Source organism: Streptomyces similanensis, assembly GCF_039543625.1.
In the GTDB taxonomy this organism is placed as follows: Bacteria; Actinomycetota; Actinomycetes; order Streptomycetales; family Streptomycetaceae; genus Streptomyces; species Streptomyces similanensis.
On sequence record NZ_BAABKC010000088.1, the window covers coordinates 1 to 23,258 of the forward strand.

Genomic DNA, 23,258 nt, shown 5'->3' on the forward strand with positions numbered 1-23,258 from the left:
CCTGGTGGCCGTCGCCGCGCCCAGCGCCGCCCCAGCCAGGGGCACGAACGGCCACGGCCGCCGCCGTGCCCGCCACAGCAGCCACGCCGAGGTCAGCACGGAGCCCGCCGCCGGAACGTCCAGCGTGGCCAGCGAGCCGTGCGCGATCAGGTCGGGGGAGAAGGCGTACAGGGCGAGGGCCACCAGCCCGCCCGCCGTCCCGGCGAGGTCCCGGGCGAACGCGAACACCACCAGCCCGAACAGCAGCGTCAGCGCGATCACCGGCAGCCGCGCCCACAGCATCAGCCGCCACGGGTCGTTGCCCGACGCGTACAGCAGACGCCGCCCCACCGCCCCCTGGTCGCCGGTGAACGAGGTGTCGAGGCGCGGGCCGGCCGCGGCGACCCCGGCCGCGATCAGCAGCTTGCCCAGCGGCGGGTGCTCGGGGTTGTAGGCGAGCCGGTGCTCGCGCAGGTAGACGGCGGCCGTGCCCACGTACACCGGCTCGTCGATGGTCGGCGTCTGCTCCCGCGCCGCCGTGACCATGGCGACGGCCATCTGCGCCAGCAGCACCACCACGGCACAGCGAACGGCCCACCCCCGCCACGCCCCCACACCCCACGGCCGCGCCACGCGGTCGGCCCACCCCCGCCACGCCCCCACACCCCACGGCCGTGCCACGCGGTCGGCCCACCGCTGCCGCGCTCCCACGCCCCACGGCCGTGCCACGCGGTCGGCCCACCGCTGCCGCGCTCCCACGCCCCACGGCCGCGCCACGCGGACGGCCCACCGCTGCCGCGCTCCCACGCCCCACGGCCATGCCACGCCGCCGTGGCCCGCCGGTCCGGACGGTGCTTCCGTCGTCGCCTCCGCGGACCGGGGCGGCGGCCCGGGGACCGCCTCGGCGCCGGGCGCCCCGGGCGCCGCGGCCGTGTGCCGTTCGCTCGTCATCGTCCGCCCCGCCGCGCGCCCGCCGCACGGGCCGCGCCGCTGCACGAGTCGTACCGGCGGGCCCTCCGCCGTGCCCACCGGTACGGCCCGCGACCGGCCACGGTTCACCCGGAGCCGCGTCCGGAGCCGCATCCGCCGCCGGAGCCGGCCCGGCCGCGACCGCGCTCAGCGCGCGGGCGGCAGCGCCGTGTCGGGCACGATCAGGTCCGCGCGGTCCCGGGTGGCCGCCACCAGCTCCGCGTTGCGCCTGTCCGGGCCGAGCACCCAGGCGACCGCCTCGTCGTGCCCCTTGCCGAACTCCTCGTGCCGGGCGACCAGGCGCCGGACGCGCTCGGCCTCGTCCAGCTCGCAGAACCACACCTCGTCCAGCTCGGCCCGCACCCGCGCCCACGGACCGTCCGCCAGCAGCAGGTAGTTGCCCTCCGTCACCACCAGCCGCACCGCCGGCGGCACCGGCACGGCGCCCGCGAGGGGCTGTTCGAGGACGCGTTCGAAGCCGGGCGCGTACACCGGCTCCGCCGCGCCGTACTCCGCGCGCAGCCGGCGCAGCAGGGCCGCGTAGCCCGCCGCGTCGAAGGTGTCCGGCGCGCCCTTGCGGTCCCGGCGGCCCAGCCGGTCCAGCTCGGCGTCGGCCAGATGGAAGCCGTCCATCGGCACCTGCGCCGCCCACGGCTCGCCCGTGCCGTTCAGCGCGCGCACCAGCTGCCCGGCCAGGGTGGACTTGCCCGCGCCCGGACTGCCCGCGATGCCCAGGATCGCGCGGCGGCCGCCGCCGGTCAGCGCACGGGCACGGTCGAGGAGGTCGGCGAAGGTCGGCGGCACGCGCCCAGTGTGTCACCCGGCCGTACCAACTCCGGGGGCGCCCCGGACGCCCGTTGGCCGGAAAGTTGTCCCACGGCCCGGCCGATGTGGCGCGCGCCACTTCGTCAACGGCGCGATGCGGGGAAGGGTGCCTGTATGAAAGAGCTCGGTCTGCCCCCGGAAATCCTGGCCTGCCTCTTCGACCTCGACGGCGTCGTCACCAAGACGGCCGTGGTGCACGCGGCCGCCTGGAAGGAGACGTTCGACGCGTTCCTGCGCGAGAGGGAGGGCGCCGGCTACCGGCCCTTCGACTCCGCCGCCGACTACGACGAGTACGTGGACGGCCGGCCCCGCGCCGACGGCGTACGCACCTTCCTCGCCTCGCGCGGCATCGAACTGCCCGAGGGCACTCCCGACGACCCGCCGGACGCGCAGACGGTCAACGGCGTGGGCAACCGCAAGAACCAGCTCGTCCTGGAGAAGATCCGCACCGAGGGCGTACAGCCCTACGACGGCACCCTGCGCTACATCGAGGCGGTCCGGGCGGCGGGTCTGAAGACGGCGATCGTCTCCTCCAGCGCCAACACCCTGGACGTGCTGCGCTCCATCGACGCCGAGCACCTGTTCGATACGCGGATCGACGGCGTGGTCGCCCGCGAGCGCGCGCTGCCCGGCAAGCCGCACCCGGACACCTTCCTCGCCGCCGCCCGCGACCTGGGCGTGACGGCCGAGCAGGCCACCGTGTTCGAGGACGCCCTGGCCGGGATGGACGCGGGCCGCTCGGGCCACTTCGGCTACGTCGTCGGCGTGGACCGCGTCGGCCAGAGCGACGCGCTGTACGCGCACGGCGCCGACGTGGTCGTCAAGGACCTCGCCGAACTCCTCACCGCACCGGGAGGCGCCGCGTGATCACCCATGGTTCCTACGCCGTCGAGCCGTGGAGCGTGCGCGAGACGGAACTCAGCCTGGACGTGCTGGCCCAGAGCGAGTCCGTCTTCGCGCTCTCCAACGGCCACGTCGGCTGGCGCGGCAACCTGGACGAGGGCGAGCCGCACGGCCTGCCCGGCTCCTACCTCAACGGCGTCTACGAAGTGCACCCGCTGCCCTACGCGGAGGCCGGCTACGGCTACCCCGAGTCGGGCCAGACGGTCATCAACGTCACCAACGGCAAGGTGCTGCGGCTGCTCGTGGACGACGAGCCGTTCGACCTGCGCTACGGCCGCCTCGTCTCTCACGAGCGCGTCCTCGACCTGCGCCGGGGCGTGCTGACCCGCACCTGCGAGTGGTGCTCGCCGGCCGGCACCCGTATCCGGGTGCGCGCCACCCGCATGATCTCCCTCACCCAGCGCTCCATCGGCGCGGTGGCCTACGAGGTCGAACCGGTCGACTGCCGGGCCCGCGTGGTCATCCAGTCCGAACTGGTCGCCAACGAGCAGCTGCCGGACGCCGACGGCGACCCGCGCGCGGCGATGGCGCTCCAGTCGCCGCTGGAGCCGGAGGAGGACTTCGCCGACGGCAACCGGCTGCGGCTGGTGCACCGCACCCGGCGCAGCGGCCTGCGCGTGGCCGTCGCCGCCGACCACGTCGTCTCCGGCCCCGAGCGGACCACCACCAGCCGCGAGAGCCACCCGGACCTGGCCCGGCTGACGGTCGCCGCCGTGCTGGAGCCGGGCGAGGCGCTGCGGGTGGAGAAGATCGTCGCGCACGGCTGGTCCGGGGCGCGGTCGCTGCCCGCCATGAGCGACCAGGTGGACGCCGCCCTCGCCGCCGCCGCGCACGGCGGCTGGTCCGGGCTGCTCCAGGAGCAGCGGAAGTACCTGGACGACTTCTGGGCGTGCTCCGACGTGGAGGTGGACGGCGACGAGGAGATCCAGCAGGCCGTCCGCTTCGCGCTCTTCCACGTGCTCCAGGCCGGCGCCCGCGCCGAGGAGCGGGCCATCCCGGCCAAGGGGCTGACCGGCTCCGGCTACGACGGGCACGCCTTCTGGGACACCGAGATGTTCGTCCTGCCCGTGCTCACCTACACCTCGCCGGACGCCGTGGCCGAGGCGCTGCGCTGGCGGCAGCACACGCTGCCCGCGGCCCGGGAGCGGGCGGCCCAGCTCGGGCTGAGCGGCGCCGCGTTCCCCTGGCGGACCATCGAGGGCCAGGAGGGGTCGGCCTACTGGCCGGCCGGCACCGCAGCCTTCCACGTCAACGCCGACATCGCGCACGCCGTGGTCCGCTACGTCGCGGCCACCGGCGACGAGGAGTTCGAGCGAGAGACGGGTGTGGAACTGCTGGTGGAGACGGCCCGGCTGTGGCGCTCGCTGGGCCACCACGACCACCGCGGCACCTTCCACATCGACGGCGTCACCGGCCCCGACGAGTACAGCGCGATCACCGACGACAACACCTACACCAACCTGATGGCGCGGGCGAACCTGCTGGAAGCCGCCGACGTGGTGGAGCGCCACCCGAAGGAGGCGGAGCGGCTCGGCGCCGACGACGAGGAGAGCGCCGCGTGGCGGGACGCCGCCGAGGCGATGCACATCCCGTACAACAGCGAGCTGCGGGTGCACGAGCAGCACGCGGGCTTCACCCGCTACCAGCGCTGGGACTTCGCCGGCACCCGCGCCGACCAGTACCCGCTGCTGCTGCACTTCCCCTACTTCGACCTGTACCGCAAGCAGGTGGTCAAGCAGGCCGACCTGGTGCTGGCGATGTACACGTGCGGCGCCGAGTTCGACGCGGAGCACATCGCCCGCAACTTCGCCTACTACGAGCCGCTGACGGTGCGGGACTCCTCGCTGTCGGCGTGCGTGCAGGCGGTCATCGCCGCGCAGGCGGACCATCTGCGCCTGGCCTACGACTACGCGGCCGAGGCCGCCCTGATGGACCTGGAGGACCTGGAGCACAACACCCGCGACGGGCTGCACATCGCGTCCCTGGCCGGCACCTGGATGGCGCTGGTGGCCGGCTTCGGCGGCACCCGCCGGGCCGGCGACGCGCTGGAGTTCGCGCCGCGGCTGCCGGAGAAGTTCAGCCGGCTGGCGTTCAGCCTGCGGTTCCGGGGCCGCAGGCTGCGGGTGGAGATCACCCAGGAGACGGCGACGTACACGCTGCTGGCGGGCCCGGCGCTGACGGTCCGCCACCACGGCGACGAGGTGCCGTTGGCTCCGGACGCCCCCTCGGCGGACCGCCCGGTCCCGGTCCCGAAGCACCGTCCGGCCCCCGACCAGCCCCCGCACCGCCGCCCGAACGCCCGCTGAGGCGTCCGGACGTCCGGCGTGAGCCCGGGCCGGTTCCGGCCGGGGCTCACGCCGGACCCCGGGCGAGCAGTTCGCGCAGCACGTGCTCCTCCTCGGGGCTCAGACCGGTCACGAACCGGCGCAGCGCGGCGATCGGGTCGGGGCCCCGGTCGAGGGCGTCGTGCATCGCCTGGGCGGTCAGCTCGGCCGGGTCCTTCGCCGGCCGGTAGGCGCCCCGGCGGCCGTCGACCTCGCGCAGCACCAGACCCTTGTCCCAGAGCCGCTTCAGGATGGTGTGCACGGTGTTGTAGGCCAGGCCGCCGCCGATCTCCAGCTGGATCTCGGCCGGGGTCAGCGGGCGTTCCGTCGACCACAGGGCCGCGAGGACCTCGCTCTCCAGCTCGCCCGCGCCGCGCCGTTCCGTCCTGCCGTGAGGCCCTGCACCAGCCATGCCCTCAACCTTACAGCGCGTAGTGATATCGGGAGTCCGGCGCTGCCCCGGCCGGCGGAACACCGCGACACGGGCCGATTCGTCCCCGACTTCCCCGGTTTTCGCGGTTTCATCGACTGTGCCGGTCCCTTCCGAGTCCGCCGACCTTTCCCCGATGTTTTTCCGACGATTACCCGACCTCCCACCCGGCTGCCGCGTCCGTCCCGCAGACTGTGGGAAGTCAGAAACCCTACAGTGCGTAGGGGGAGGGGTGGAGATGGCCGACAGCACGCACGCCATACTCGCCGGCACCCGGCGACCCGGCCCGGCGCCCGGCGCCGGCCGCGCCCCGGGCCCGCGCGGCGCCCTGCCCCTCGCGGCGGTGGCCGCCGCCTTCACCCTGGCCCAACTCCTCCTCGTCCGCCCCGGCATGGGCCTGGGCTGGGACGAGACCGTCTACGTCAGCCAGGTCAGCCCGCACGCCCCGGCCGCCTTCTTCAGCGCCCCGCGCGCCCGCGGCGTCCCGCTGCTCGTCGCGCCCGTCGCCGCCTGGTCCTCCTCCACCGCCCTGCTGCGCGGCTACCTCGCGCTGCTGTCGGGCCTCTCCCTCTACCTCGCGCTGCGGGTGTGGCGCACCCTGCTCCCCGCCCCGGTCCTCGCCCTCGCCGGCGCCCTGTTCGCCTCACTGTGGGTGACCCTGTTCTACGGCCCGCAGGCCATGCCCAACTACTGGGTGGCCATCGGCGCCCTCGTCTGCGCCGGCTGCTTCCTGCGCGCCCGCACCGGCGGAGGCGACCGCGCCGCGCTGTACGGACTGCTCGGCGGCGCCGCCCTCATGGCCTGGATGCGGCCCATGGACGCCGTCTGGGCCGTCCTCCCGCTGCTCGCCCTCGCCGTGCTCCGCGGCCACTGGCGACCCCTGGCCGCTCTGCTCGGCGGACTCGTCGCCGGGTGCGCCGAGTGGGTGATCGAGGCGTACGCCGGCTACGGCGGCCTGCTGCGCCGGCTGTCCGACGCCTCCGCCATCCAGGGCCGTCTGGGCCCGCACTTCGCCGTCCTCGACCAGCTGCGCAGCCTGGGCGGGCGGACCCTGTGCCGCCCGTGCGCCGGCGCGGTGCCCAACCCGCTGATCACCGCCTGGTGGTTCGTCCTGCCGGCGCTCGCCGTGCTGGGACTCGTCCTCGCCCGGCGGTCCGGCGCCGCCGCGCCCGCACGCGTCGCCGCGGCCTGCGCCGCCACGGCCGCCGCCCCCTACCTGTTCCTCATCGGCTACGCGGCCCCCCGCTTCCTGCTGCCCGCCTACGCCCTGCTCGCCCTCCCGGCGGCCCACGCCCTCGTCCACCTCGTCAGGCCGCCGGGCGGCGCCTGGCGCCCGCTCGCCGCCTGTCTGGTCGCCCTGGGGCTCGCCACCCACCTCTCGGTGCAGTACGTCGTCCTCTCCCGCACCGTCGAACGCACCACCGCCGCCCACCGCGACTGGGACCGCACCGCTGCCGCACTGCACCGTCTCGGCGTACGGCCGCCCTGCCTGCTCACCGGCGACAATGCCCTCCCGATCGCCTTCTACACCGGCTGCAACTCGGCCGCGACCGGCGGCCACAACGCCAACTCCACCCGGGCGGCCATCGAGGAGACCGCCCGCAGGAGCCCGGTCGCCGCCCTCGTCGCCCCGCACGGCGCGCCCCCCGACTACGCCCGCGCCTGGCCCGTCCACCGCTTCGGCGACCTGCTCCTGTACGTCGCGCCGCCGGCGCGAAAGGGCGTCGGCGGATGACCTCGCCGCCGATCACCGCCGCTCCCGCCGCCCGCCGCCGCACCTGGTGGCACACCGGCGCGCTGCTCGCCGTCCTGCTGTGCGCCGCCTACCTCGGCGGACGGCACTGGCCCCTGGTGGCCGACGGCGTGGGCCGGCTGGCCGCGGCCGACCAGGGCTGGCTGCTGGTGGGCGCGGCGGCCGCCGTCGCCACCTGGGCCTGTTCGGCCCTCGCCCAGCAGGGCGCGGTCGCCGAACGGCTGCCGGGCCGGCGGCTGCTGGCCGCGCAGTTCGCCGCCTCCGCCGCCAACCACGTCCTGCCCGCCGGGCTCGGGGCCGGCGCGGTCAACCTGCGCTTCCTGATGCGCTGCGGACTGCCGGCCTGCCGCTCGGCGAGCGCCCTCGGGGTCAAGGCCGCCGCCGGGGCGCTGGCCCGCGCCGTCATGATCGCCGTGCTCGCCGCCGTCTGCCCCGGCGTCCTCGCACTGCCGCGCGTGCCCGGCACGGCCGTGGCCGCCGTCCTCGCCGTCGCCCTGGCGTCGACCGTGCTGCTGCGCGGTCCGCTGCGCTCCCGCTGCGGACGGGTGCTCGGGGCGGTGCTGGCCGATGTCCGGGCCGTGCACCGCCGGCCGCACCGGGCCGCCGCCCTGTGGGGCGGCTCGCTCGCCTTCGCCACGGCGCACTGCCTGGTCGTGGTCGCGGTCGCCCGGGCCGTGGAACTGCCGCTCGACGCGCCCCGGGTGGCGCTGCTGTACCTCGCCGCGAGCAGCGCCGCCGCGCTGCTGCCGACCCCGGGCGGCCTCGGCTCCCTGGACGCCGCGCTGGCCTTCGCGCTCACCGCCGCCGGGGCGCCGGGCGCCGAAGCCGCCTCCACCGTCCTCGGCTACCGCCTGCTGACGGTCTGGCTGCCCCTGGTGCCCGGCCTGCTGGTCCTCGGCGCGCTGATCCGCCGGCGGGCGCTCTGACCCCGGCGGGCGCTTTGACCCAGGCGGGCGCTCTGACCCCGGCGGGCGCGGCCGGGCGCGGCGTCAGGCCGGCGGGCGGTCGCGCCCGCCGGAGTACGACCGCTCCGCACCGCCCTCAGGAGCCCCGGCGGCGGCGTCCGGCCCCGACAGTCCGCGCACGACGTCCGGGGGCAGCCACCTGAGCGCCCCGTACAGACACACCCCGAGCCAGCCGGCGGCGTACAGCCAGCCGCCGATCACGTCGGTGAACCAGTGCACCCCGAGATACACGCGGGTCAGCCCCACCAGCACCCCCCAGCAGCCCGCGACCACGCACAGCGCGGTCCGGCCGGGCGGGGCGCGCAGCAGCGTGGCGGCGATCACCAGACCGGCGGTGAGCGCGGACGTGGTGGTGTGCCCGGACGGGAACGACCAGCCGGAGGCGGCCGTCGCCCAGTCGAGGCGCGGCGGCCGCGGCCGGGCGGCCAGCTCCATCAGGCCGTAGCGCACCATCTGGCCCACCGCGAGGGACACGACGCCGAGCCCGGCCGCGAGCGCCCGCAGCCGCGCCGTGCGGCCGAGCAGGACACCGGCCAGCACGACGAGCAGGTACGGCACGGGACCGGTCCCCGTCGCGGTCACGCCCCGGGCCACGGCGAGGGCCACCTCCGGCCGGTGGCCGAGCGACCAGGACAGCAGGGTCCGGTCGACCGGCAGCGGCGCGCCGTCGCCGCCGGCGGCGACCACGCCGACGACGGCGAACACGGCCCAGGCGCCGAGCCCGACGACGGCCGCCCGTCCCGCAACCATCCGTGCCTCCTTCGCCCCCGCACCGTCCGTGGGCCGTCCGTGGGCCGTCCACGAAGCGTGGCCGGCCCGTATGAGCACAACGACCGCCCCGGCGCCCCCGTGACCACCCCGACGGGTGAACCGGGCGGCCGGCGCCGGTCCGGCACCCGGTGGGGGAGCAGGACGGCGGCCCCGACCTGGTACCCCCGAATCGGCCGGGGAGTGATTGGAGCGGGCGCGGCGGGAAACGCGGATCAAGACATTGCGACACATCAACCGCCGCGAGGGAGGACCCGTGAGCACCGATCCCATGGCCGACGACGCCTACCAGCCCACCGGGAGCAACGAGGAGCAGGAGGACGCCGCGCCGCTGGACATGCAGGACGCGGTGGACGAGCGGACCTACGACGACACCCTCGACGAGGGCTACTCCCCACCGGAGAAGCCGCTCGGCGTCGACAAGTACGGCACCACGGCCGCCGAGCAGCACGACGGCGAGACCCTCGACCAGCGCCTCGCCCAGGAGCGGCCGGACGTGGGCGAGGCGGCCGGCGACGGCGTGGGCGACCTGCCGGGCGGCGACGGCGAGCCCGTCGACCCCGAGGCGGGCGACGAGCGGGCCGGCCGGCTGGTGGCGCCGGACGAGGGCGCGCACACCGACACGACCAAGGAAGAGGTCGCCGCCGACGTGGGAATCGACGCGGGGGCCGCCGGGGCCGAGGAGGCCGCCGTGCACGTCGTCGAGGACGACGGCGCCCTGCCCGACGACGACTTCCGCTGAGCATCCGCACGGCGCGGGGGCCGGAACCCGCCACGGGTTCCGGCCCCCGCGCCGTGCGAGCCCCACAGGTCCTAGGGCAGCAGCTTGTCCAGGGCGGCCGGGCCCTCCGCCTCGATCTTGCGCTTGGCCCACTCCAGGTTGCGCGGCGTGATGTCCCGGCCGGCGGCCAGCACCACGTCCTCCGCCGACACCTCGGTGCCGGTACGGGCGTGCAGCAGCTCGTCCGGCGTGCAGGGATTCCCGGTCGAACGGGATGCTTCGGGCTGTGACGTCGACATGTGTCCTCCTCGGGTCCGGCCGGGTCCCCGACCGGGTGCGGAGCGCGCCGCCCGTGCCGCGGACCGGGACCTTCTCCCACCATTGCCCGCCGCGCCGCGCCCTGCATCCGGAAGGGCCCCGCGTGCCGGGCCGGGCAGGCCCGGCCCGCTGTAACAGGAGGGGTACCTGAGCGCGGCCCGGGAAAACCACCGGACTCCGCTCGCGCCCCGCCGCTCCTAAGCTGGAAGGACCCCGCAAGGCCGGGCGGCGGGACGCTCACCGCGCCGCCCGCGCGCCCCGACAGGGAGGCCGCCATGGCCGACACCGCCAGTCCGCAGCCCGCTCCCGACTGCGTGCCCATCGCCGACCACGGCCTGATCGGCGATCTGCGCACCGTCGCCCTCGTCGGCACCGACGGCACCATCGACTGGTACTGCCCGCCCGCCTTCGACGCCCCCAGCGTCTTCGCCGCCGTCCTCGACGCCGAGCGCGGCGGCCGCTTCGAACTCGCCGCCGCCCAGACGGCGCGCACCAAGCAGTTCTACTTCCCCGACACCAACGTGCTGATCACCCGCTTCTTCAGCGAGGACGGCGTCGCGGAGGTGCAGGACTTCATGCCGGTGACCGACGCCGGGGCGGGCGAGGCCGAACGGCACCGGCTGATCCGGCGGGTGGTGTGCGTACGCGGCGCCCTGCCCTTCCGCGCCCGCGTCGCGCCCCGCTTCCACTACGGCGCCGACCCGCACACGGTGCGCGCCGAGGGCCGCCTCGTCCTGTTCGAGTCGGCGTCCCTGTCCCTGGCCCTCACCGCCACCGTGCCGCTGGAGGCCGACGGAGCGGACGTGACGGCGGAGTTCAAGCTCGCCGAGGGCGAGTCGGCCGTCTTCGCCCTCGACCAGGTCGGCGGCGACGTCGCCCCGCGCCGCTGCGCCTGCGCCGAGGCCGACGAGCAGTTCTCCGCCACCGTGACCTACTGGCGGCGCTGGCTGGCGCAGTCCCGCTACCGGGGCCGCTGGCGGGAGATGGTGCACCGCTCCGCGCTCACCCTCAAACTCCTCACCTACGCCCCGACCGGCGCCATCGTCGCCGCCCCCACCACCAGCCTGCCCGAACGGCTCGGCGGCGAGCGCAACTGGGACTACCGCTACGTGTGGGTGCGCGACGCCGCGTTCGCCGTCTACGCCCTGCTGCGGCTCGGCTTCTCCGGCGAGGCCGCCGCCTTCATGCGGTTCCTCACCCTGCACATCAGCCCCGGCGACGGCAGGGCCACCGGCCCGCTCCAGGTCATGTACGGCATCGACGGCCGCACCGAACTGCCCGAACGCGAACTCGGCCACCTCGCCGGCCACCGCGGCTCCGCACCGGTCCGGATCGGCAACGCCGCCGCCGAACAGCTCCAGCTGGACATCTACGGCGCGCTGATCGACTCCATCTACCTCTACGACAAGTGGGCCGAGCCGATCTCCAGCGCCCAGTGGGACGACGTGTGCGCGCTGGTCGACTGGGTGTGCGCTAACTGGGACCAGCCCGACGAGGGCGTGTGGGAGACCCGCGGCGGCCGCCGGAACTTCCTGTACTCGCGGCTGATGTGCTGGGTGGCCGTCGAACGCGCCATCCGGCTGGCCAACCGCCGCGGCCTGCCCGCCGACCTGCTGCGCTGGCGCCAGTGCCGGGACGTGATCTACCGCCGCGTCATGGACCGCGGCTGGTCGCCCGAGCGCGGGGCCTTCGTCCAGTACGAGGGCGGCGACGTGCTGGACGCCGCCGTGCTGATGATGCCGCTGGCCAAGTTCATCGCGCCCACCGACCCCAAGTGGCTGGCCACCCTCGACGTGCTCACCGAGGACCTGGTCTCCGACTCCCTCGTCTACCGCTACGACCCGAGGAGCAGCCCCGACGGACTGCGCGGCGACGAGGGCACGTTCTCCATCTGCTCGTTCTGGTACGTGGAGGCGCTGACCCGGGCCGGCCGCCTGGACGAGGCCCGCCTCGCCTTCGAGAAGATGCTCACCTACGGCAACCACCTGGGCCTGTACGCCGAGGAGATCGGCCGCACCGGCGAGCAGCAGGGCAACTTCCCGCAGGCCTTCACCCATCTGTCCCTGATCAGCGCCGCCTACAACCTGGACCGCGCGCTCGGCTGACCCGGGCGCGCGGCCCCGGCGCGCCTCAGCCGATGTGGTACGGGTCGCCGTACACCTTCCAGTCCAGCGGGGTGTTCAGGTCGAGGTTGCCGGCGCGCAGGAAGACGCGCTGCTCGGTGTCGACCCTGCTGGTGTCACTGTGCGCCTCCTCCTGCTTCATGGCCCACACCCGCGCGTCGAGGAAGGCGTTCAGGTACGCCGTCTCGTCACCGCCCTGGGCCGGCGGCTTCGCGGTGCGCAGCGCCCGCTTGCGGATGCCGCGGAAGCCGGTCGCGTCGTCGCCGTCGCCGTGCATCACGATGGCGTCGTAGTAGGCGAACTGGCCGAGCGCGCGCAGCCCGTCCGCCTTGCCCTGGGCGACGGCCGGGCCGAAGTAGACGCGGTCGCGCTCGTCGTTCTGGGCCTGCTGGAAGACGGCGTCCTTCGCCGCCGTGCGCCAGTCCTTGGGGAAGTCGGGGTCGAGCCCGGCGTGCGAGTCGGTGCCGTTCACCCTGCGCAGCGCCGGGAGGTACTTGGCCAGGACGTTGCCGCTCTCGCGGCCGGCGTAGAGCTGGACCAGGTCGAGCATGTCGCCGGTGCCGGAGCAGAAGCCGATGATGCCGGCGGTGTAGCCGCGGCCGTCGCCGATGTCCTCGATGTACTTGTACTGCGCCTTCCAGTCGAGCGAGGAGTTCTCCGCGCTCGACACCAGCCGCATCGCGATCTCCTTCTTCGCCGGGTCGTCCAGGTTCGGCGCCCCGGCCGGGGCCGCCACGGCGCCGGCCGTGTCCAGCAGGGGGACGGCGGCCAGGGCGGCGCCGAGCAGGGCGAGGACGGTACGCCGTGGGGTGCCGGGTCCGGCGGCCGCGCGGGGGTTCGGATGCGCCATGAGGGCTCCAGGGGTGAGTGGGGGGAGGGCAGTCGGCCGCGTCCGTCGACATGGCCACGACTGTTAGGAAGGTTTCCTACCAGAGACTCGAACACGCGGTCACCGGTCGAGCGGAGAGTTCGTAGGAACGTACGGGGGCGAGCGCCCGAAACGCGGTCAGGGCAGCGGCTGTTCCGCCCAGATGACCTTCCCCGCGGCCGTGTAGCGGGTGCCCCACCGCTCGGCCAGCTGCGCCACCAGGAACAGACCGCGGCCGCCCTCGTCGGTGGCCGCCGCGTACCGCAGGTGCGGGGAGGTGCTGCCGCTGTCGAACACCTCGCAGATCAGGGACCGGTCGCGCAGCATCCGCACCCCGATGGGCGCCGCGCCGTAGCGGATCGCGTTGGTGACCAGCTCGCTGAGGATCAGCTCCGTGCTGAACGCCAGCTCCTCAAGACCCCACTCCGCCAGCCGCCGGGTCACCGCCGCGCGCACCCCGCCCACGGCCGCCGGATCGGCCGGCACGTCCCACTCGGCGACCCGGTCGGCGGCCAGCGCCCGGGTCCGGGCGACCAGCAGCGCCACGTCGTCGACCGGCCGGAACGGCTGCCGGGCGTCCAGGACCGCGCGGCACGTCTCCTCGGGCGAGGGGCCGGCCGAGGCGAGCGCCGCGCGCAGCTCGTCCAGGCCGGTGTCGATGTCCCGCCGCCGGTCCTCCACCAGCCCGTCCGTGTACAGGACCAGCCGGCTGCCCTCGGGCAGCTCCAGCTCGGCCGTCTCGAACGGCAGCCCGCCCAGCCCCAGCGGCGGACCGGCCGGCACGTCCGCGAACGCCACCGCGCCGTCGGGCGCGATCACGGCCGGCGGCGGATGACCGGCCCGGGCGACGACGCACCGCCGCGCGACCGGATCGTAGATCGCGTACAGACAGGTCGCGCCGATCACCGGGGCGCCGGGCCCGTCCGCCGGCTCGTCCTGGTCGATCCGCCCGACCAGCTCGTCCAGCAGCCCCAGCAGCTCGTCCGGCGGCAGGTCCAGGGCGGAGAAGTTGTGCACCGCGGTCCGCAGCCGGCCCATCGTCGCCGCCGCGTGCAGTCCGTGGCCCACCACGTCGCCGACCACCAGCGCGACCCGCGCCCCGGACAGCGGCAGCACGTCGAACCAGTCCCCGCCCACGCCCGCCTGCGCCGGCAGATACCGGTAGGCGATGTCCAGCGCGCTCTGCTCGGGCAGGGTGCGCGGCAGCAGGCTGCGCTGGAGGGTGACCGCCATGCCGTGCTCGCGGGTGTAGCGGCGGGCGTTGTCGATGGCGACCGCGGCCCGCGCGACCAGTTCCTCGGCCAGCGCCAGTTCCTCGGTGTCGAACGGCTCCGGCTCCTCCGAGCGCCAGAAGGTGACCAGTCCCAGCACCAGCGCCCCCGCCCGCACCGGCACGGTGATCAGCGTGTGGATGCCGTGGGCGACGATCCGCGCCGTGCGCTCGGGATCCTGCGCCCGCCAGCCGGCCGCCGTCTCCAGGCGCGGCTCCAGGACCGCCCTGCGGGTGCGCAGCGCGGCGCCCTGCGGGGAGGACTCCACGAACCGGAACTGCCGGCCCGCCGCGTACAGCGGGGCGTCGTCCCGGACGCCGCTCACCGCCGTACGCCGCAGCGCCGCCCCCGGCTCCGGGTCCTCGCCGCGCAGCACGGCGTCGTACAGGTCCACGGTGACGAAGTCGGCGAACCGCGGCATGGCCACATCGGCCAGCTCCTGGGCGGTCCGGGTGACGTCCAGCGTGGTCCCGACGCTCACCCCGGCGTCGTAGAGCAGGCTCAACCGCTCCCGGGCCAGCTCCGCGCGGCCGGACAGGGCGCGCAGCTCGGTGGAGTCGCGCAGGGTGGCCACGCTGCCGGAGGGGCCGCCGTCCAGATCGGTGGGCCGCTGGTTGACCGCCAGCAGCCGGTCGCCCACCGGGTGCAGCTCGTCGGTGACGACCCGCCCGGAGGCCAGCAGCTCGGCGGTGGCGGGGTCGAGGCCGAGATCGCGCACGCTGTGCCGCTCGGCGTCCTCGGGCAGGTCGAGCAGGCGGTGCGCCTCGTCGTTGGCGAGCAGCAGCCGGCCCTCCTCGCCGACGATGATCACGCCCTCGCGGACCGAGTGCAGCACCGCGTCGTGGTGCTCGTACATCCGGGTCATCTCACCCGGCCCCAGCCCGTGCGTCTGCCGCAGCAGCCGTCTGCTGACCAGCGCCGTCCCCGCCGTGGCCAGGGCCAGGCCCACCCCGGCCGCGCCCAGGACGACGGGCAGCTGCCGGTCGGCCAGACCTCCCACGTTGCGGGTGGTGATGCCGGCCGCGACCAGCCCCTCCACCGTGCCGTCGGGCGCCTTGACGGGCACCACCGCCTGCACCAGGCGGCCGATGGTCCCGTCGACCTCCTCGACGACGGTGCCGCCGCGCACCGCGGGTCCGATGTCGCCGACGAACTTCTTGCCTATGCGGTCCGGCACCGGGTGGGTGTAGCGGACGCCGTCGGTGTTCATCACGACGACGAAGTCGACGTGGGTCGCCTCGCGGGCGGCCTCGGCGCGCGGTTGCAGGATCGCGGTGGGGTCCGGCGCGGCGAGGGCCTCGCGGGTGCCGGGCGCGTTGGCGAACGTCTCGGCGACCGCCAGGGAGCGGTTGCGGGCCTCCGCGGTGGTGTCGTGCCGCACCTGGAGCACCAGCGCCACCACCGCGGCCACCACCAGCAGCAGCACGATGACGACCTGGAGCACGAAGACCTGGCCGGCGACGCTGCGCCCGCGCAGCGCGGAGCGCGGCCGCGTGGACCCGCCGGCCGCGGACCGGCTGTGCTCGGCGCGCTCACGCGCCCGCCGGGCCGGGCCGGGCGCGTGCTCCAGGCGCCGGCCGCTGGGCGGATGGGACGACCGGGGACCGGTGCGGCCCGGAAGTCGGACCATGCTGCCATGTCTACACTGCCGGGCCGCGTCAGGCGAGGGCCGTCACCCCCTCTTGACGGGATGTTGGCCGGGCGCCCGCGTGTCGGTCGGCGTCCGGGGGGCCGGGCTCGCGCCCGGCGTGGACCGCGGGTCGCCCACGGGGCACGGGGGCCGGACCGCCCGCGCCCCGAGCGCGGCACCGCCGGGCGGGCACGCGGGAGGCCGCGTTCGGCCGGACGGGCGGGGCGGCGGTGTCAGGGGCCGTCGGGGGCGCCGGGGCGTCTCCGTGGTGGGCGCCGCGGGTCCGGCGGGGCCCGTCAGGGCTTCTTTTCGGGGCGCTTCTCGCGGATGTTCTGGGCGACGTCGCGGAGCTTGACGTTGTGGTGCTGGGAGATGCGGCGCAGCACCGCGAAGGCGTCGTCCTCGCTCAGCCGGTGCCGTTCGCGCAGTATGCCCATGGCCTCGCCGATGGCGTGCCGGGTCTCCAGGGCGTGTTCGAGCTGGTCGACGGTCCGGGCGCTGGACACCGCCACGGCCGCGTGCGAGGCCAGCAGCCAGCCGGCCGTCTCGCTCTCCGCGGTGAAGGCGCCGGGCCGGGTGGAGTAGCAGTCCAGCGCCCCGAAGTCCTCGTCCTCGGTGTACAGCAGGAAGCCCATCATGCTGCCGATGCCCAGGCCGCGGGCGGCCGGCGCGTACCGCGGCCAGGCGGGCTGCGGTTTCGTCATGTCGCCGATGCGGAACATCCGGTCGTCGTCCACCCGTCGGGCGGCGTCGAAGCACGGGCCCTCGCCCAGCTCGCCCTGCAACCGGTCCGACTCCTCGACCATGTCCCCGCTCACCGCCAGACTCACCGCGCGGCCCTTGCGCACGGCGAGGATGCCCGCGGCCTCACAGCCGTCGATCAGCTCGACCGCGGCCGAGACGATCTCCTCGAGGGTCGCCTGGGGGGAGTCCTTGGCCAGCAGACGCCGGGCGAGCTGCGCCATCTGTTCGGCGAACTCACGCCAGTCCATCCGTCCGCACCACCCTTCTCCCAGTCCTCTGCAAGGGTGACGTCGCCCGCAGTCTCCGGCATGCGCAGCGTACCCCCCCTCACCACGCGATACCCCGTAAGCCGATCATGATGCCCACGCACGCCGGAGCGCGCGCGGGCGCGCACGCGGGGGCGCGGGAGCGCGGAGACACCGCCCGGACGCACCGGCGCCCCGGCCGGGAGGGCCGGGGCGCCGGTGCCGCGCGCGGCGGTCAGGAGCGGACGGGCGTCCGCGCGCTCACGCGCCCCACGTGCCCTGGTTCACCGCGCAGTTCCAGCCGGAGCCGTGCAGGGTGATCTTGAGCTTGTAGCTGCGGGTGTTGAGCAGGTGCGTGCGGACCCGGAAACCGAGGCTCGCCTTGCCCTTGAGAGTCGAGGTGGAGACGGAGACGGTCTGCGAGGTGCGGTGGGTGATGCCGCCGCCCGTGGCCTTCGCCGTGCTGAAGCGGACGTTCTTGGAGTTGGTGACGGTGAAGGTGACCTTCTTGAAGCTCTTGGCGGTCTTGCTCTTGACGCCGAAGTACAGGCCCCCGTTGGTCACCCAGCCGTTGTGGTCGACGTAGAACCGGGACGGGTAGACGATGTTGACCGGGCAGCCCGAGCTCAGCGGCGCGCCGGTCGACGCGGAGGCCGCCCCGGCCAGGCCCAGTTGAGCGGCGGTGAGGACCCCGACGGCGGTCAGGACGGCGGCGGTCGTACGTGTGCGGTTCACTGCGGTGACACCTTTCCCCCTGCGGCCCCGAGGGGCCGACGCGGCATGACCGGTGACGCACCCCGTGGTACGCCGGTCTGCCTGTTTCGCCGTATTTCTTAGCACGGGACGGATCGGCCGGGGCGACGTCTGAGGCGCCCGTGCCACTCGGTGACCGAACCGGTACACAACACCGGCCGTTTCCCGCCAAGTCGGGTGTAGTGGCCACGCTTCCCCACGGCCGGGCGACGGCCGGGTGACGCCCCGGTGACCCCGGTCACGGGTTGGCCAACTGTGCCCCACTCGTTGGGTTCTTGTTCAGCCGCCACCCCTGACGGAGCCGGAGCACCGGGCGCAGAGTGGTCGGCGGCCCGCTCCGCTCCGGCGGGCGGCCGGCACGTGCGAGCGCTTCTTCCGTACACGTCCGTACAAGAAGGGGAATTCATGGCCGAGTTGACACGCCGCAGACTCCTGGGTTCGGCCGCGGGCGCGCTGGGAGGCGCCGCGGCGCTGTCCCTGCTGCCGCCGAGCGTCCAGAAGGCCGTCGCCGCCGAGCCGCCCCGGCGCAGCTCGCTGCGCGACATCGAGCACGTGGTCCTGCTGATGCAGGAGAACCGGTCGTTCGACCACTACTTCGGCACCCTGTCGGGCGTACGCGGCTTCGCCGACCCGCACGCCCTCAAGCTGGACGACGGCCGCTCGGTCTTCTACCAGCCGGACGCCGAGAACCCCAAGGGCCACCTGCTCCCGTTCCACCTGGACACCCACAAGTCCAGCGCCCAGGCCATCCCCTCCACCAGCCACGCCTGGTCGGTGCAGCACGAGGCGTGGAACGGCGGCAAGATGGACCGCTGGCTGCCCGCGCACCGCAAGGCGGACGGCGTCAACGGCCCCTACGTGATGGGCTACTACACGCGCGAGGACATCCCGTTCCAGTTCGCGCTGGCCGAGACCTTCACCGTGTGCGACAACTACTTCTGCTCGGTCTTCGGCCCGACCTGGCCCAACCGCCTGATGTGGATGACCGGCACCATCGACCCCGGCGGCACCCGCGGCGGCCCGATCACCAACAACACCGCCCCCACGCCCTACCGCTGGACGACCTACGCGGAGCGGCTCCAGGCGGCGGGCGTCAGCTGGAAGGTCTACCAGCAGGACGACGACTACGGCTGCAACCTGCTGGAGCAGTTCGCCGCGTTCAAGAACGCCGCGCCGGGCTCCGACCTGTACGAGCGCGGCGTACGGCCGCAGCCGGAGGGCACGTTCGAGGACGACGCCCGCAACGACCGCCTGCCGGCCGTCTCCTGGATCGTGCCGACCAGCTACCAGTCGGAGCACCCCGACTACCTGCCGGCCGCCGGGGCGGACTTCGTCGCCTCCAAGATCGAGGCGATCGCCGCCAACCCGAAGGTGTGGCGCAAGACCGCGTTCATCCTCAACTACGACGAGAACGACGGCCTGTTCGACCACGTGGCCCCGCCGACCCCGCCCGCGGGCACCCCCGACGAGTTCATCAAGGGCCTGCCGATCGGCGGCGGCTTCCGCGTCCCGGCCATCGTCGTCTCGCCCTGGACGGTGGGCGGCTGGGTCGCCACGGAGGCATTCGACCACACCTCGGCGCTCCAGTTCCTGGAGCGGTTCACCGGAGTGGAGGAGCCCAACGTCAGCGACTGGCGGCGGGAGACCTTCGGCGACTTCACCTCCCCGTTCCGCTTCTCGCACACCCGGCCGCGCGCGCCCCGGCTGCCCGCCGACACCGCGGAGCAGTTGCGGAAGGCGAAGGAGGAGGTGGCGACGCTGCCCAAGCCGACGCTGCCCGGCGCCGACCAGCGCTTCCCGCACCAGGAGCGGGGCCGCCGGCCGCACCTGTGAGCCGCCGGCCGGGGCCGGGCCGGGACGCGCCGTCCGGGCCCCGGCCGGGCGGCCGTCGCGGATCAGGCGCGGGCGCCGCGGGCCGCCGCGACGGCCTGGCCGGCGTACCCGCGTCCGAACAGCACCGTGTGCACCAGGAGCGGGAAGAGCTGGTGCAGTCCGACGCGCTCGCGCCAGCCGTCGGCGAGGGGCGCCGCCTCCTGGTAGCCGGCCAGCACCCGGTCCAGGTGCGGGCAGCCGAACAGGTCGAGCATCGCGAGGTCGGTCTCCCGGTGGCCGCCGTGCGCGGCGGGGTCGATCAGCCAGACCCGGCCGTCCGCGCCCCACAGGACGTTGCCGTTCCACAGGTCGCCGTGCAGCCGGGCGGGCGGCTCGGCGGGGCCGGCGAGGTCCGGCAGCCGTTCCAGCGCGCCCTCGATCACCGTGGCCTCGGCCGGCCGCAGGACGCCCTCGTCCACCGCGCGCCGCAGATAGGGCAGCACCCGGTGCTCGGCGTACCAGGAGGGCCAGTCGTCGCCGGGGACGTTGCGCATGGGGGCGCGCCCGATGTACGCCTCCTCGGGGCCGCCGGGCGGCGGCGCGCCGAACGCCGGCGCCCCCGCCGCGTGCAGCGCCGCCAGCTCCCGGCCGAACCGGTGGGCGGCCGCCGCGCCCGGCGTTCCCTCGGCGACGCGGTCGGTCACCAGCCGGTACCGGTCGTGCCCGCGCACCTCCGGGAGGCGTACGGCGCCGGCCTCGGCGAGCCAGGCGAGACCGGCCGCCTCCGCGCGCACCGCGCCCGGCTCGTCGCCGTTCTTGACCATCACCACCCGCCCGCCGTCGAGCGTCACCTCGGCGAGCGCCCCGGACAGCCGGCGCTCGCCGACCACCGCGCACCCGGTCAGCCGGGCGGCGGCGGCGCCGGGACCCTCGTCCGGGAAGCCGCCGCCGCGACCGTCGCCGCCGCCCGTCATGACGGCAGACGCTCGCGCACCCAGGCCAGTAGGCCGGGCATCGCGTCCTCGATCATGGCCAGCACCTCGTCGAATCCCTCCGGGCCGCCGTAGTACGGGTCGGGCACGTCCAGGTCGCCGGTGGCCGCCGGGTCGAAGGAGCGCAGCAGCCGCACCGTGGACGGGTCGTCCACCAGAGCGCGCAGCGCCCTCTCGTGGCCTTCGTCCATCGCCAGGAACAGGTCGGCGTCCAGGTGCTCGGCGCCGACCTGCGCGGCCACGTGCTCCACCGGGTAGCCGCGGCGGGCCAGAGCCGCGCCGGCCCGCTCGTCGATGGGCTCCCCGACGTGCCACGGCCCGATGCCGGCGCTACTGACCCGCACCGCCCCGTCGAGACCGGCGCGGCGCAGCCGCTCGGCCAGGACCAGCGCGCCGGACGGCGACCGGCAGATGTTCCCGCTGCATACGAAACAGATGTGCACGCCCCCCAGACTAAGTGTGGCCGCCCGCCCCTCCGCCCGAGCGGCGGGCGTGGACTCACAGGGGCCGGCCGCCGGGGGCCGTCGCCGGGACCGGCTGCCGTTCGTGCACGTGGTAGATGTGGAAGGCCCGGCCGATGACCGGCTGGGCGACGTTGCGCACCCGCACCCCGCCGTTGGTCATGCCGTTCTCCGTGCCGGCGTGCGCGTGGCCGTGCACGGCGAGATCGGCGCCGGCCGTGTCGACGGCCTCGGCCAGCAGATAGCTGCCGAGGAACGGATAGATCTCCAGCGGCTCGCCGGCCAGCGTCTCGGGGACGGGGGAGTAGTGGGTCAGCGCGATCCGCACATCGCACTCCTCCTCGGCCAGCCGTTCGAGCGACGTACGCAGCCCGTCGGCGCAGCGGCGGCTGTAGCGGACGAACTCCTTCATCAGCGGCTCGCCGAACTCGCCCGCGCAGCGTCCCACGAAGCCGCCGCCGAACCCCTTCGTGCCGGCCACGCCGACCCGCGCGTCACCGCACCGCACCACCACTCCGCGCCCCTCCAGCACCTGCGCGCCGGCGTCCTCCAGGACGGCGGCGACCTCCTCGGGCCGGTCGTCGTGGTGGTCGTGGTTGCCGAGCACCGCCACGACCGGCACGCCCAGGTCCCGAATCTCGTCGGCCACCACTCGCGCTTCCCGCGGAGTGCCGTGCCGGGTGAGGTCGCCGGCCAGCAGCAGGATGTCGGCGAGTTCGGGCAGGGTCTCGAAGGCGGGCCGGAGCGTTCCCCGGGTCTCGGGCGCCATGTGGATGTCTCCGACGGCTGCTATCCGGATCATGCGAGGTCCTCCGCGTGGTCGGGCGTGGTGGCGTCGGCGACGACGATGTCGCAGTGGACCTGGTGACCGGCCAGCTCGCCGCCGACGAGGTCGCAGATGTCGTCGCGGCAGTGCGCCGAGGGCACCGTGCCGGTGAGCAGCACCGCCTCGCCGCGCACCTCCAGCCGCACCCCCAGCTCGCCCAGCGGGCCGGCGGCGATCCGCTCGCGCAGATGGGCGACGCGATACTCCAGGTTGACGCCCGCCCCGCTCCCGGCGGCCGGTGCGCCGGGAGTCCGCTCCTGGCCGTGGTGGTTCATGACGACTGCCCCTCTCGCTGGTCCCCGGGCGGGTCCTGCCGCGCAGGGATGACGTTCAGGCGTTCGAGGAGGAAGAAGAACGCGGCGGGCATGGGCTCGTCGCCGCTGGCTTCGCGGACCCGCTCCCAGTCGACCTTCTCGCGCAGCGCGCGGGCGATGGGCAGCACGGCCCCGAAGTCGCAGTGGTGCTCGGAGAAGGCCGCGATCAGACCCCACAGCAGATCGGTGGGGGCCAGGACGGGCATCCGCACGGAGTCCACCGGCAGCTCCTCGGCCCGGTCCAGCATCTCCGGCGTCACCGGCTGGTGGGCCAGTTCGAAGATGATGTCGATGTCCTGGTCGAAGCACTTGGCCTTGATCAGCCAGTCCTCCGGCGGGGTGTAGACGGTCAGGCCGCCCTCCCGCAGGGTGGCCGCGACCGCTTCGGCGTCCTCGCGGCGTACGCAGAAGTCGGCGTCGTGCTGGAGGTTCTCGCTGCCGCCGTGCGCGTACGAGGCCACGCTGCCGGCCAGCGCGAAGGGGTGACCCTTGCGCTTGAGAAGCGCGCCGACCTGCTTGGCCGCCTCCAGGATCGCCTGGTTGCGGTCGCGGGGCAGCTGCTGCCCCTGCGGCGACGCCCCCGGACAGGATGCCTTGCCCGCCCCGCCCTCCGCCAGACGAAGGCCGCCAGGCCCCGCCTGCCGGGCAGGAGCCGCGTCGCCCCCGTTGCGTGCCATGCCCACTCCCCTTCACCGAACCGACCCAGGGCCGCGTCCGCCGGCCCGGTACCGGCGGCTGCCGGTCCTGACCCCTCGGACGCGCGTGTGTCCGGCGGGTACCCGGCGTGCCCGCATCGACACGGCGCGGGGGTACGGGACGGGGGCTGCGACAGGGCGGGGTGGTGCGGACGGGGCGTGGAGGGGCGGCGCGGGGGTGAACGGGGCGCGCGCCGCTCAGGGCGCCGCCGGGGAAGGCAGGCGCCTCCGCCGGAACGGCCGGTCGGCCCCCGGCGCCGCCGCGCGGCCCCGGCCTTCGCGGTCAGGTGGCGCGCAGGGTGCGCTTGGCCAGTTGGCAGGCCGGGAGCGTCTGGTCGTGCTCGCCGCTGTCCAGCCCGCTCAGGTGCAGCACGACCGGCCCCGCGTCGGTGGCGACGGCGACGGCACTGCGCTTCGCCGGCCGGTCGTTCCTTCCGTCCGCGCGGGCGGGTCACGGTAACCGAGGCGCGTTCCCCGGGGCTCGACCGCCCCGGCCCGGGTTCACCCCGTCGTCGGCCCGTCCCGCGCGCCGTGGGCCACACCGTGAGAGATTGTCGGCGTGGACGCCC

Annotated in this window: 21 protein-coding genes and 1 pseudogene; 7 read left to right on the plus strand and 15 right to left on the minus strand. The window is 75.1% G+C overall.

The annotated features are described in order from the left end of the window. Both ABEB07_RS28215 and ABEB07_RS28220 read right to left on the minus strand, forming a co-directional pair. Positions 1–525 (minus strand): phospholipid carrier-dependent glycosyltransferase (locus tag ABEB07_RS28215; RefSeq protein WP_345670950.1); only part of this gene is annotated, 525 nt, incomplete at its 3' end. Between the two features lie 570 nt (positions 526–1,095). Then, positions 1,096–1,752: a nucleoside/nucleotide kinase family protein gene (locus ABEB07_RS28220; protein ID WP_345670931.1), complete on the minus strand. Its 657-nt coding sequence runs from the start codon at positions 1,750–1,752 to the stop codon at positions 1,096–1,098. A gap of 135 nt (positions 1,753–1,887) precedes the next feature. Here ABEB07_RS28220 and ABEB07_RS28225 point away from each other — a divergent pair, with 135 nt between their 5' ends. Continuing rightward, a complete protein-coding gene (locus ABEB07_RS28225) occupies positions 1,888–2,640 on the plus strand; it encodes a beta-phosphoglucomutase family hydrolase (protein ID WP_176151536.1) in 753 nt (250 codons plus the stop codon). Next, on the plus strand, positions 2,637–4,982 hold the full coding sequence (locus ABEB07_RS28230; RefSeq protein WP_345670932.1) for a glycoside hydrolase family 65 protein: 2,346 nt from the start codon (positions 2,637–2,639) through the stop codon (positions 4,980–4,982). Before ABEB07_RS28225 ends, ABEB07_RS28230 begins: the two co-directional genes overlap by 4 nt. Positions 4,983–5,028: 46 nt before the next feature. Here the strand turns inward: ABEB07_RS28230 and ABEB07_RS28235 are convergent, their stop codons facing one another. Further along, complete coding sequence (locus ABEB07_RS28235; RefSeq protein WP_164583140.1) at positions 5,029–5,412, minus strand: BlaI/MecI/CopY family transcriptional regulator; 384 nt, start codon at positions 5,410–5,412, stop codon at positions 5,029–5,031. Between the two features lie 256 nt (positions 5,413–5,668). Between ABEB07_RS28235 and ABEB07_RS28240 the strand changes: the two genes are divergently transcribed. Continuing rightward, positions 5,669–7,165: a hypothetical protein gene (locus tag ABEB07_RS28240; protein WP_345670933.1), complete on the plus strand. Its 1,497-nt coding sequence runs from the start codon at positions 5,669–5,671 to the stop codon at positions 7,163–7,165. Then, entirely contained in the window at positions 7,162–8,109 is a 948-nt protein-coding gene (locus ABEB07_RS28245; RefSeq protein WP_345670934.1) for a lysylphosphatidylglycerol synthase domain-containing protein, read from the plus strand. The genes ABEB07_RS28240 and ABEB07_RS28245 overlap by 4 nt, the downstream gene beginning before the upstream one ends. A gap of 63 nt (positions 8,110–8,172) precedes the next feature. Here ABEB07_RS28245 and ABEB07_RS28250 read toward each other — a convergent pair whose 3' ends face one another. After that, positions 8,173–8,898 carry a phosphatase PAP2 family protein gene (locus tag ABEB07_RS28250; RefSeq protein WP_176151540.1) on the minus strand — a complete coding sequence of 242 codons (726 nt, stop codon included), beginning with the start codon at positions 8,896–8,898 and terminating at the stop codon, positions 8,173–8,175. Between the two features lie 274 nt (positions 8,899–9,172). Here ABEB07_RS28250 and ABEB07_RS28255 point away from each other — a divergent pair, with 274 nt between their 5' ends. Further along, positions 9,173–9,658 (plus strand): DUF5709 domain-containing protein, encoded by a 486-nt coding sequence (locus tag ABEB07_RS28255; protein ID WP_345670935.1) that lies wholly within the window; start codon positions 9,173–9,175, stop codon positions 9,656–9,658. A gap of 71 nt (positions 9,659–9,729) precedes the next feature. Here the strand turns inward: ABEB07_RS28255 and ABEB07_RS28260 are convergent, their stop codons facing one another. Next, positions 9,730–9,936 carry a hypothetical protein gene (locus ABEB07_RS28260; RefSeq protein WP_164584591.1) on the minus strand — a complete coding sequence of 69 codons (207 nt, stop codon included), beginning with the start codon at positions 9,934–9,936 and terminating at the stop codon, positions 9,730–9,732. Positions 9,937–10,230: 294 nt separating this feature from the next. Between ABEB07_RS28260 and ABEB07_RS28265 the strand changes: the two genes are divergently transcribed. Continuing rightward, complete coding sequence (locus ABEB07_RS28265; RefSeq protein ID WP_345670936.1) at positions 10,231–12,060, plus strand: glycoside hydrolase family 15 protein; 1,830 nt, start codon at positions 10,231–10,233, stop codon at positions 12,058–12,060. Positions 12,061–12,085: 25 nt separating this feature from the next. Here the strand turns inward: ABEB07_RS28265 and ABEB07_RS28270 are convergent, their stop codons facing one another. From ABEB07_RS28270 to ABEB07_RS28285, 4 genes are all read right to left on the minus strand, one after another. Then, a complete protein-coding gene (locus tag ABEB07_RS28270; protein ID WP_345670937.1) occupies positions 12,086–12,928 on the minus strand; it encodes a chitosanase in 843 nt (280 codons plus the stop codon). Between the two features lie 156 nt (positions 12,929–13,084). Continuing rightward, the gene (locus ABEB07_RS28275) at positions 13,085–15,847 is read right to left on the minus strand and encodes a SpoIIE family protein phosphatase (RefSeq protein ID WP_345670938.1); all 2,763 of its coding nucleotides are present in this window, start codon (positions 15,845–15,847) and stop codon (positions 13,085–13,087) included. 296 nt (positions 15,848–16,143) lie between these two features. Next, positions 16,144–16,839 carry a GAF and ANTAR domain-containing protein gene (locus ABEB07_RS28280; protein WP_176151545.1) on the minus strand — a complete coding sequence of 232 codons (696 nt, stop codon included), beginning with the start codon at positions 16,837–16,839 and terminating at the stop codon, positions 16,144–16,146. Positions 16,840–17,097: 258 nt separating this feature from the next. After that, positions 17,098–17,571, minus strand: a complete 474-nt coding sequence (locus tag ABEB07_RS28285; protein ID WP_345670939.1) for a hypothetical protein — start codon at positions 17,569–17,571, stop codon at positions 17,098–17,100. A gap of 423 nt (positions 17,572–17,994) precedes the next feature. Here ABEB07_RS28285 and ABEB07_RS28290 point away from each other — a divergent pair, with 423 nt between their 5' ends. Next, entirely contained in the window at positions 17,995–19,422 is a 1,428-nt protein-coding gene (locus ABEB07_RS28290) for an alkaline phosphatase family protein (protein WP_345670940.1), read from the plus strand. 62 nt (positions 19,423–19,484) lie between these two features. Here the strand turns inward: ABEB07_RS28290 and ABEB07_RS28295 are convergent, their stop codons facing one another. From ABEB07_RS28295 to ABEB07_RS28320, 6 genes and pseudogenes are all read right to left on the minus strand, one after another. Beyond that, complete coding sequence (locus tag ABEB07_RS28295) at positions 19,485–20,375, minus strand: fructosamine kinase family protein (RefSeq protein ID WP_345670941.1); 891 nt, start codon at positions 20,373–20,375, stop codon at positions 19,485–19,487. Beyond that, complete coding sequence (locus ABEB07_RS28300) at positions 20,372–20,836, minus strand: low molecular weight protein-tyrosine-phosphatase (protein ID WP_176151549.1); 465 nt, start codon at positions 20,834–20,836, stop codon at positions 20,372–20,374. Before ABEB07_RS28300 ends, ABEB07_RS28295 begins: the two co-directional genes overlap by 4 nt. A 55-nt stretch (positions 20,837–20,891) precedes the next feature. Then, on the minus strand, positions 20,892–21,656 hold the full coding sequence (locus ABEB07_RS28305; protein ID WP_345670942.1) for a metallophosphoesterase family protein: 765 nt from the start codon (positions 21,654–21,656) through the stop codon (positions 20,892–20,894). Continuing rightward, positions 21,653–21,955, minus strand: a complete 303-nt coding sequence (locus ABEB07_RS28310) for a hypothetical protein (protein ID WP_176151551.1) — start codon at positions 21,953–21,955, stop codon at positions 21,653–21,655. Before ABEB07_RS28310 ends, ABEB07_RS28305 begins: the two co-directional genes overlap by 4 nt. Beyond that, entirely contained in the window at positions 21,952–22,671 is a 720-nt protein-coding gene (locus tag ABEB07_RS28315; protein WP_345670943.1) for a nucleotidyltransferase family protein, read from the minus strand. Before ABEB07_RS28315 ends, ABEB07_RS28310 begins: the two co-directional genes overlap by 4 nt. Positions 22,672–22,972: 301 nt before the next feature. Beyond that, a pseudogene (locus ABEB07_RS28320) lies at positions 22,973–23,107 on the minus strand (lipoprotein); the annotation flags it as partial. Positions 23,108–23,258 lie beyond the last annotated feature (151 nt).

Coding starts and splice junctions, on each gene's coding strand:
- ABEB07_RS28295 (WP_345670941.1), bottom strand. CDS start 20,375: ATGACGGGCGGCGGCGACGGTCGCGGCGGCGGCTTCCCGGACGAGGGT.
- ABEB07_RS28240 (WP_345670933.1), top strand. CDS start 5,669: ATGGCCGACAGCACGCACGCCATACTCGCCGGCACCCGGCGACCCGGC.
- ABEB07_RS28245 (WP_345670934.1), top strand. CDS start 7,162: ATGACCTCGCCGCCGATCACCGCCGCTCCCGCCGCCCGCCGCCGCACC.
- ABEB07_RS28265 (WP_345670936.1), top strand. CDS start 10,231: ATGGCCGACACCGCCAGTCCGCAGCCCGCTCCCGACTGCGTGCCCATC.
- ABEB07_RS28310 (WP_176151551.1), bottom strand. CDS start 21,955: ATGAACCACCACGGCCAGGAGCGGACTCCCGGCGCACCGGCCGCCGGG.
- ABEB07_RS28260 (WP_164584591.1), bottom strand. CDS start 9,936: ATGTCGACGTCACAGCCCGAAGCATCCCGTTCGACCGGGAATCCCTGC.
- ABEB07_RS28225 (WP_176151536.1), top strand. CDS start 1,888: ATGAAAGAGCTCGGTCTGCCCCCGGAAATCCTGGCCTGCCTCTTCGAC.
- ABEB07_RS28275 (WP_345670938.1), bottom strand. CDS start 15,847: ATGGTCCGACTTCCGGGCCGCACCGGTCCCCGGTCGTCCCATCCGCCC.
- ABEB07_RS28305 (WP_345670942.1), bottom strand. CDS start 21,656: ATGATCCGGATAGCAGCCGTCGGAGACATCCACATGGCGCCCGAGACC.
- ABEB07_RS28280 (WP_176151545.1), bottom strand. CDS start 16,839: ATGGACTGGCGTGAGTTCGCCGAACAGATGGCGCAGCTCGCCCGGCGT.
- ABEB07_RS28270 (WP_345670937.1), bottom strand. CDS start 12,928: ATGGCGCATCCGAACCCCCGCGCGGCCGCCGGACCCGGCACCCCACGG.
- ABEB07_RS28315 (WP_345670943.1), bottom strand. CDS start 22,671: ATGGCACGCAACGGGGGCGACGCGGCTCCTGCCCGGCAGGCGGGGCCT.
- ABEB07_RS28290 (WP_345670940.1), top strand. CDS start 17,995: ATGGCCGAGTTGACACGCCGCAGACTCCTGGGTTCGGCCGCGGGCGCG.
- ABEB07_RS28235 (WP_164583140.1), bottom strand. CDS start 5,412: ATGGCTGGTGCAGGGCCTCACGGCAGGACGGAACGGCGCGGCGCGGGC.
- ABEB07_RS28250 (WP_176151540.1), bottom strand. CDS start 8,898: ATGGTTGCGGGACGGGCGGCCGTCGTCGGGCTCGGCGCCTGGGCCGTG.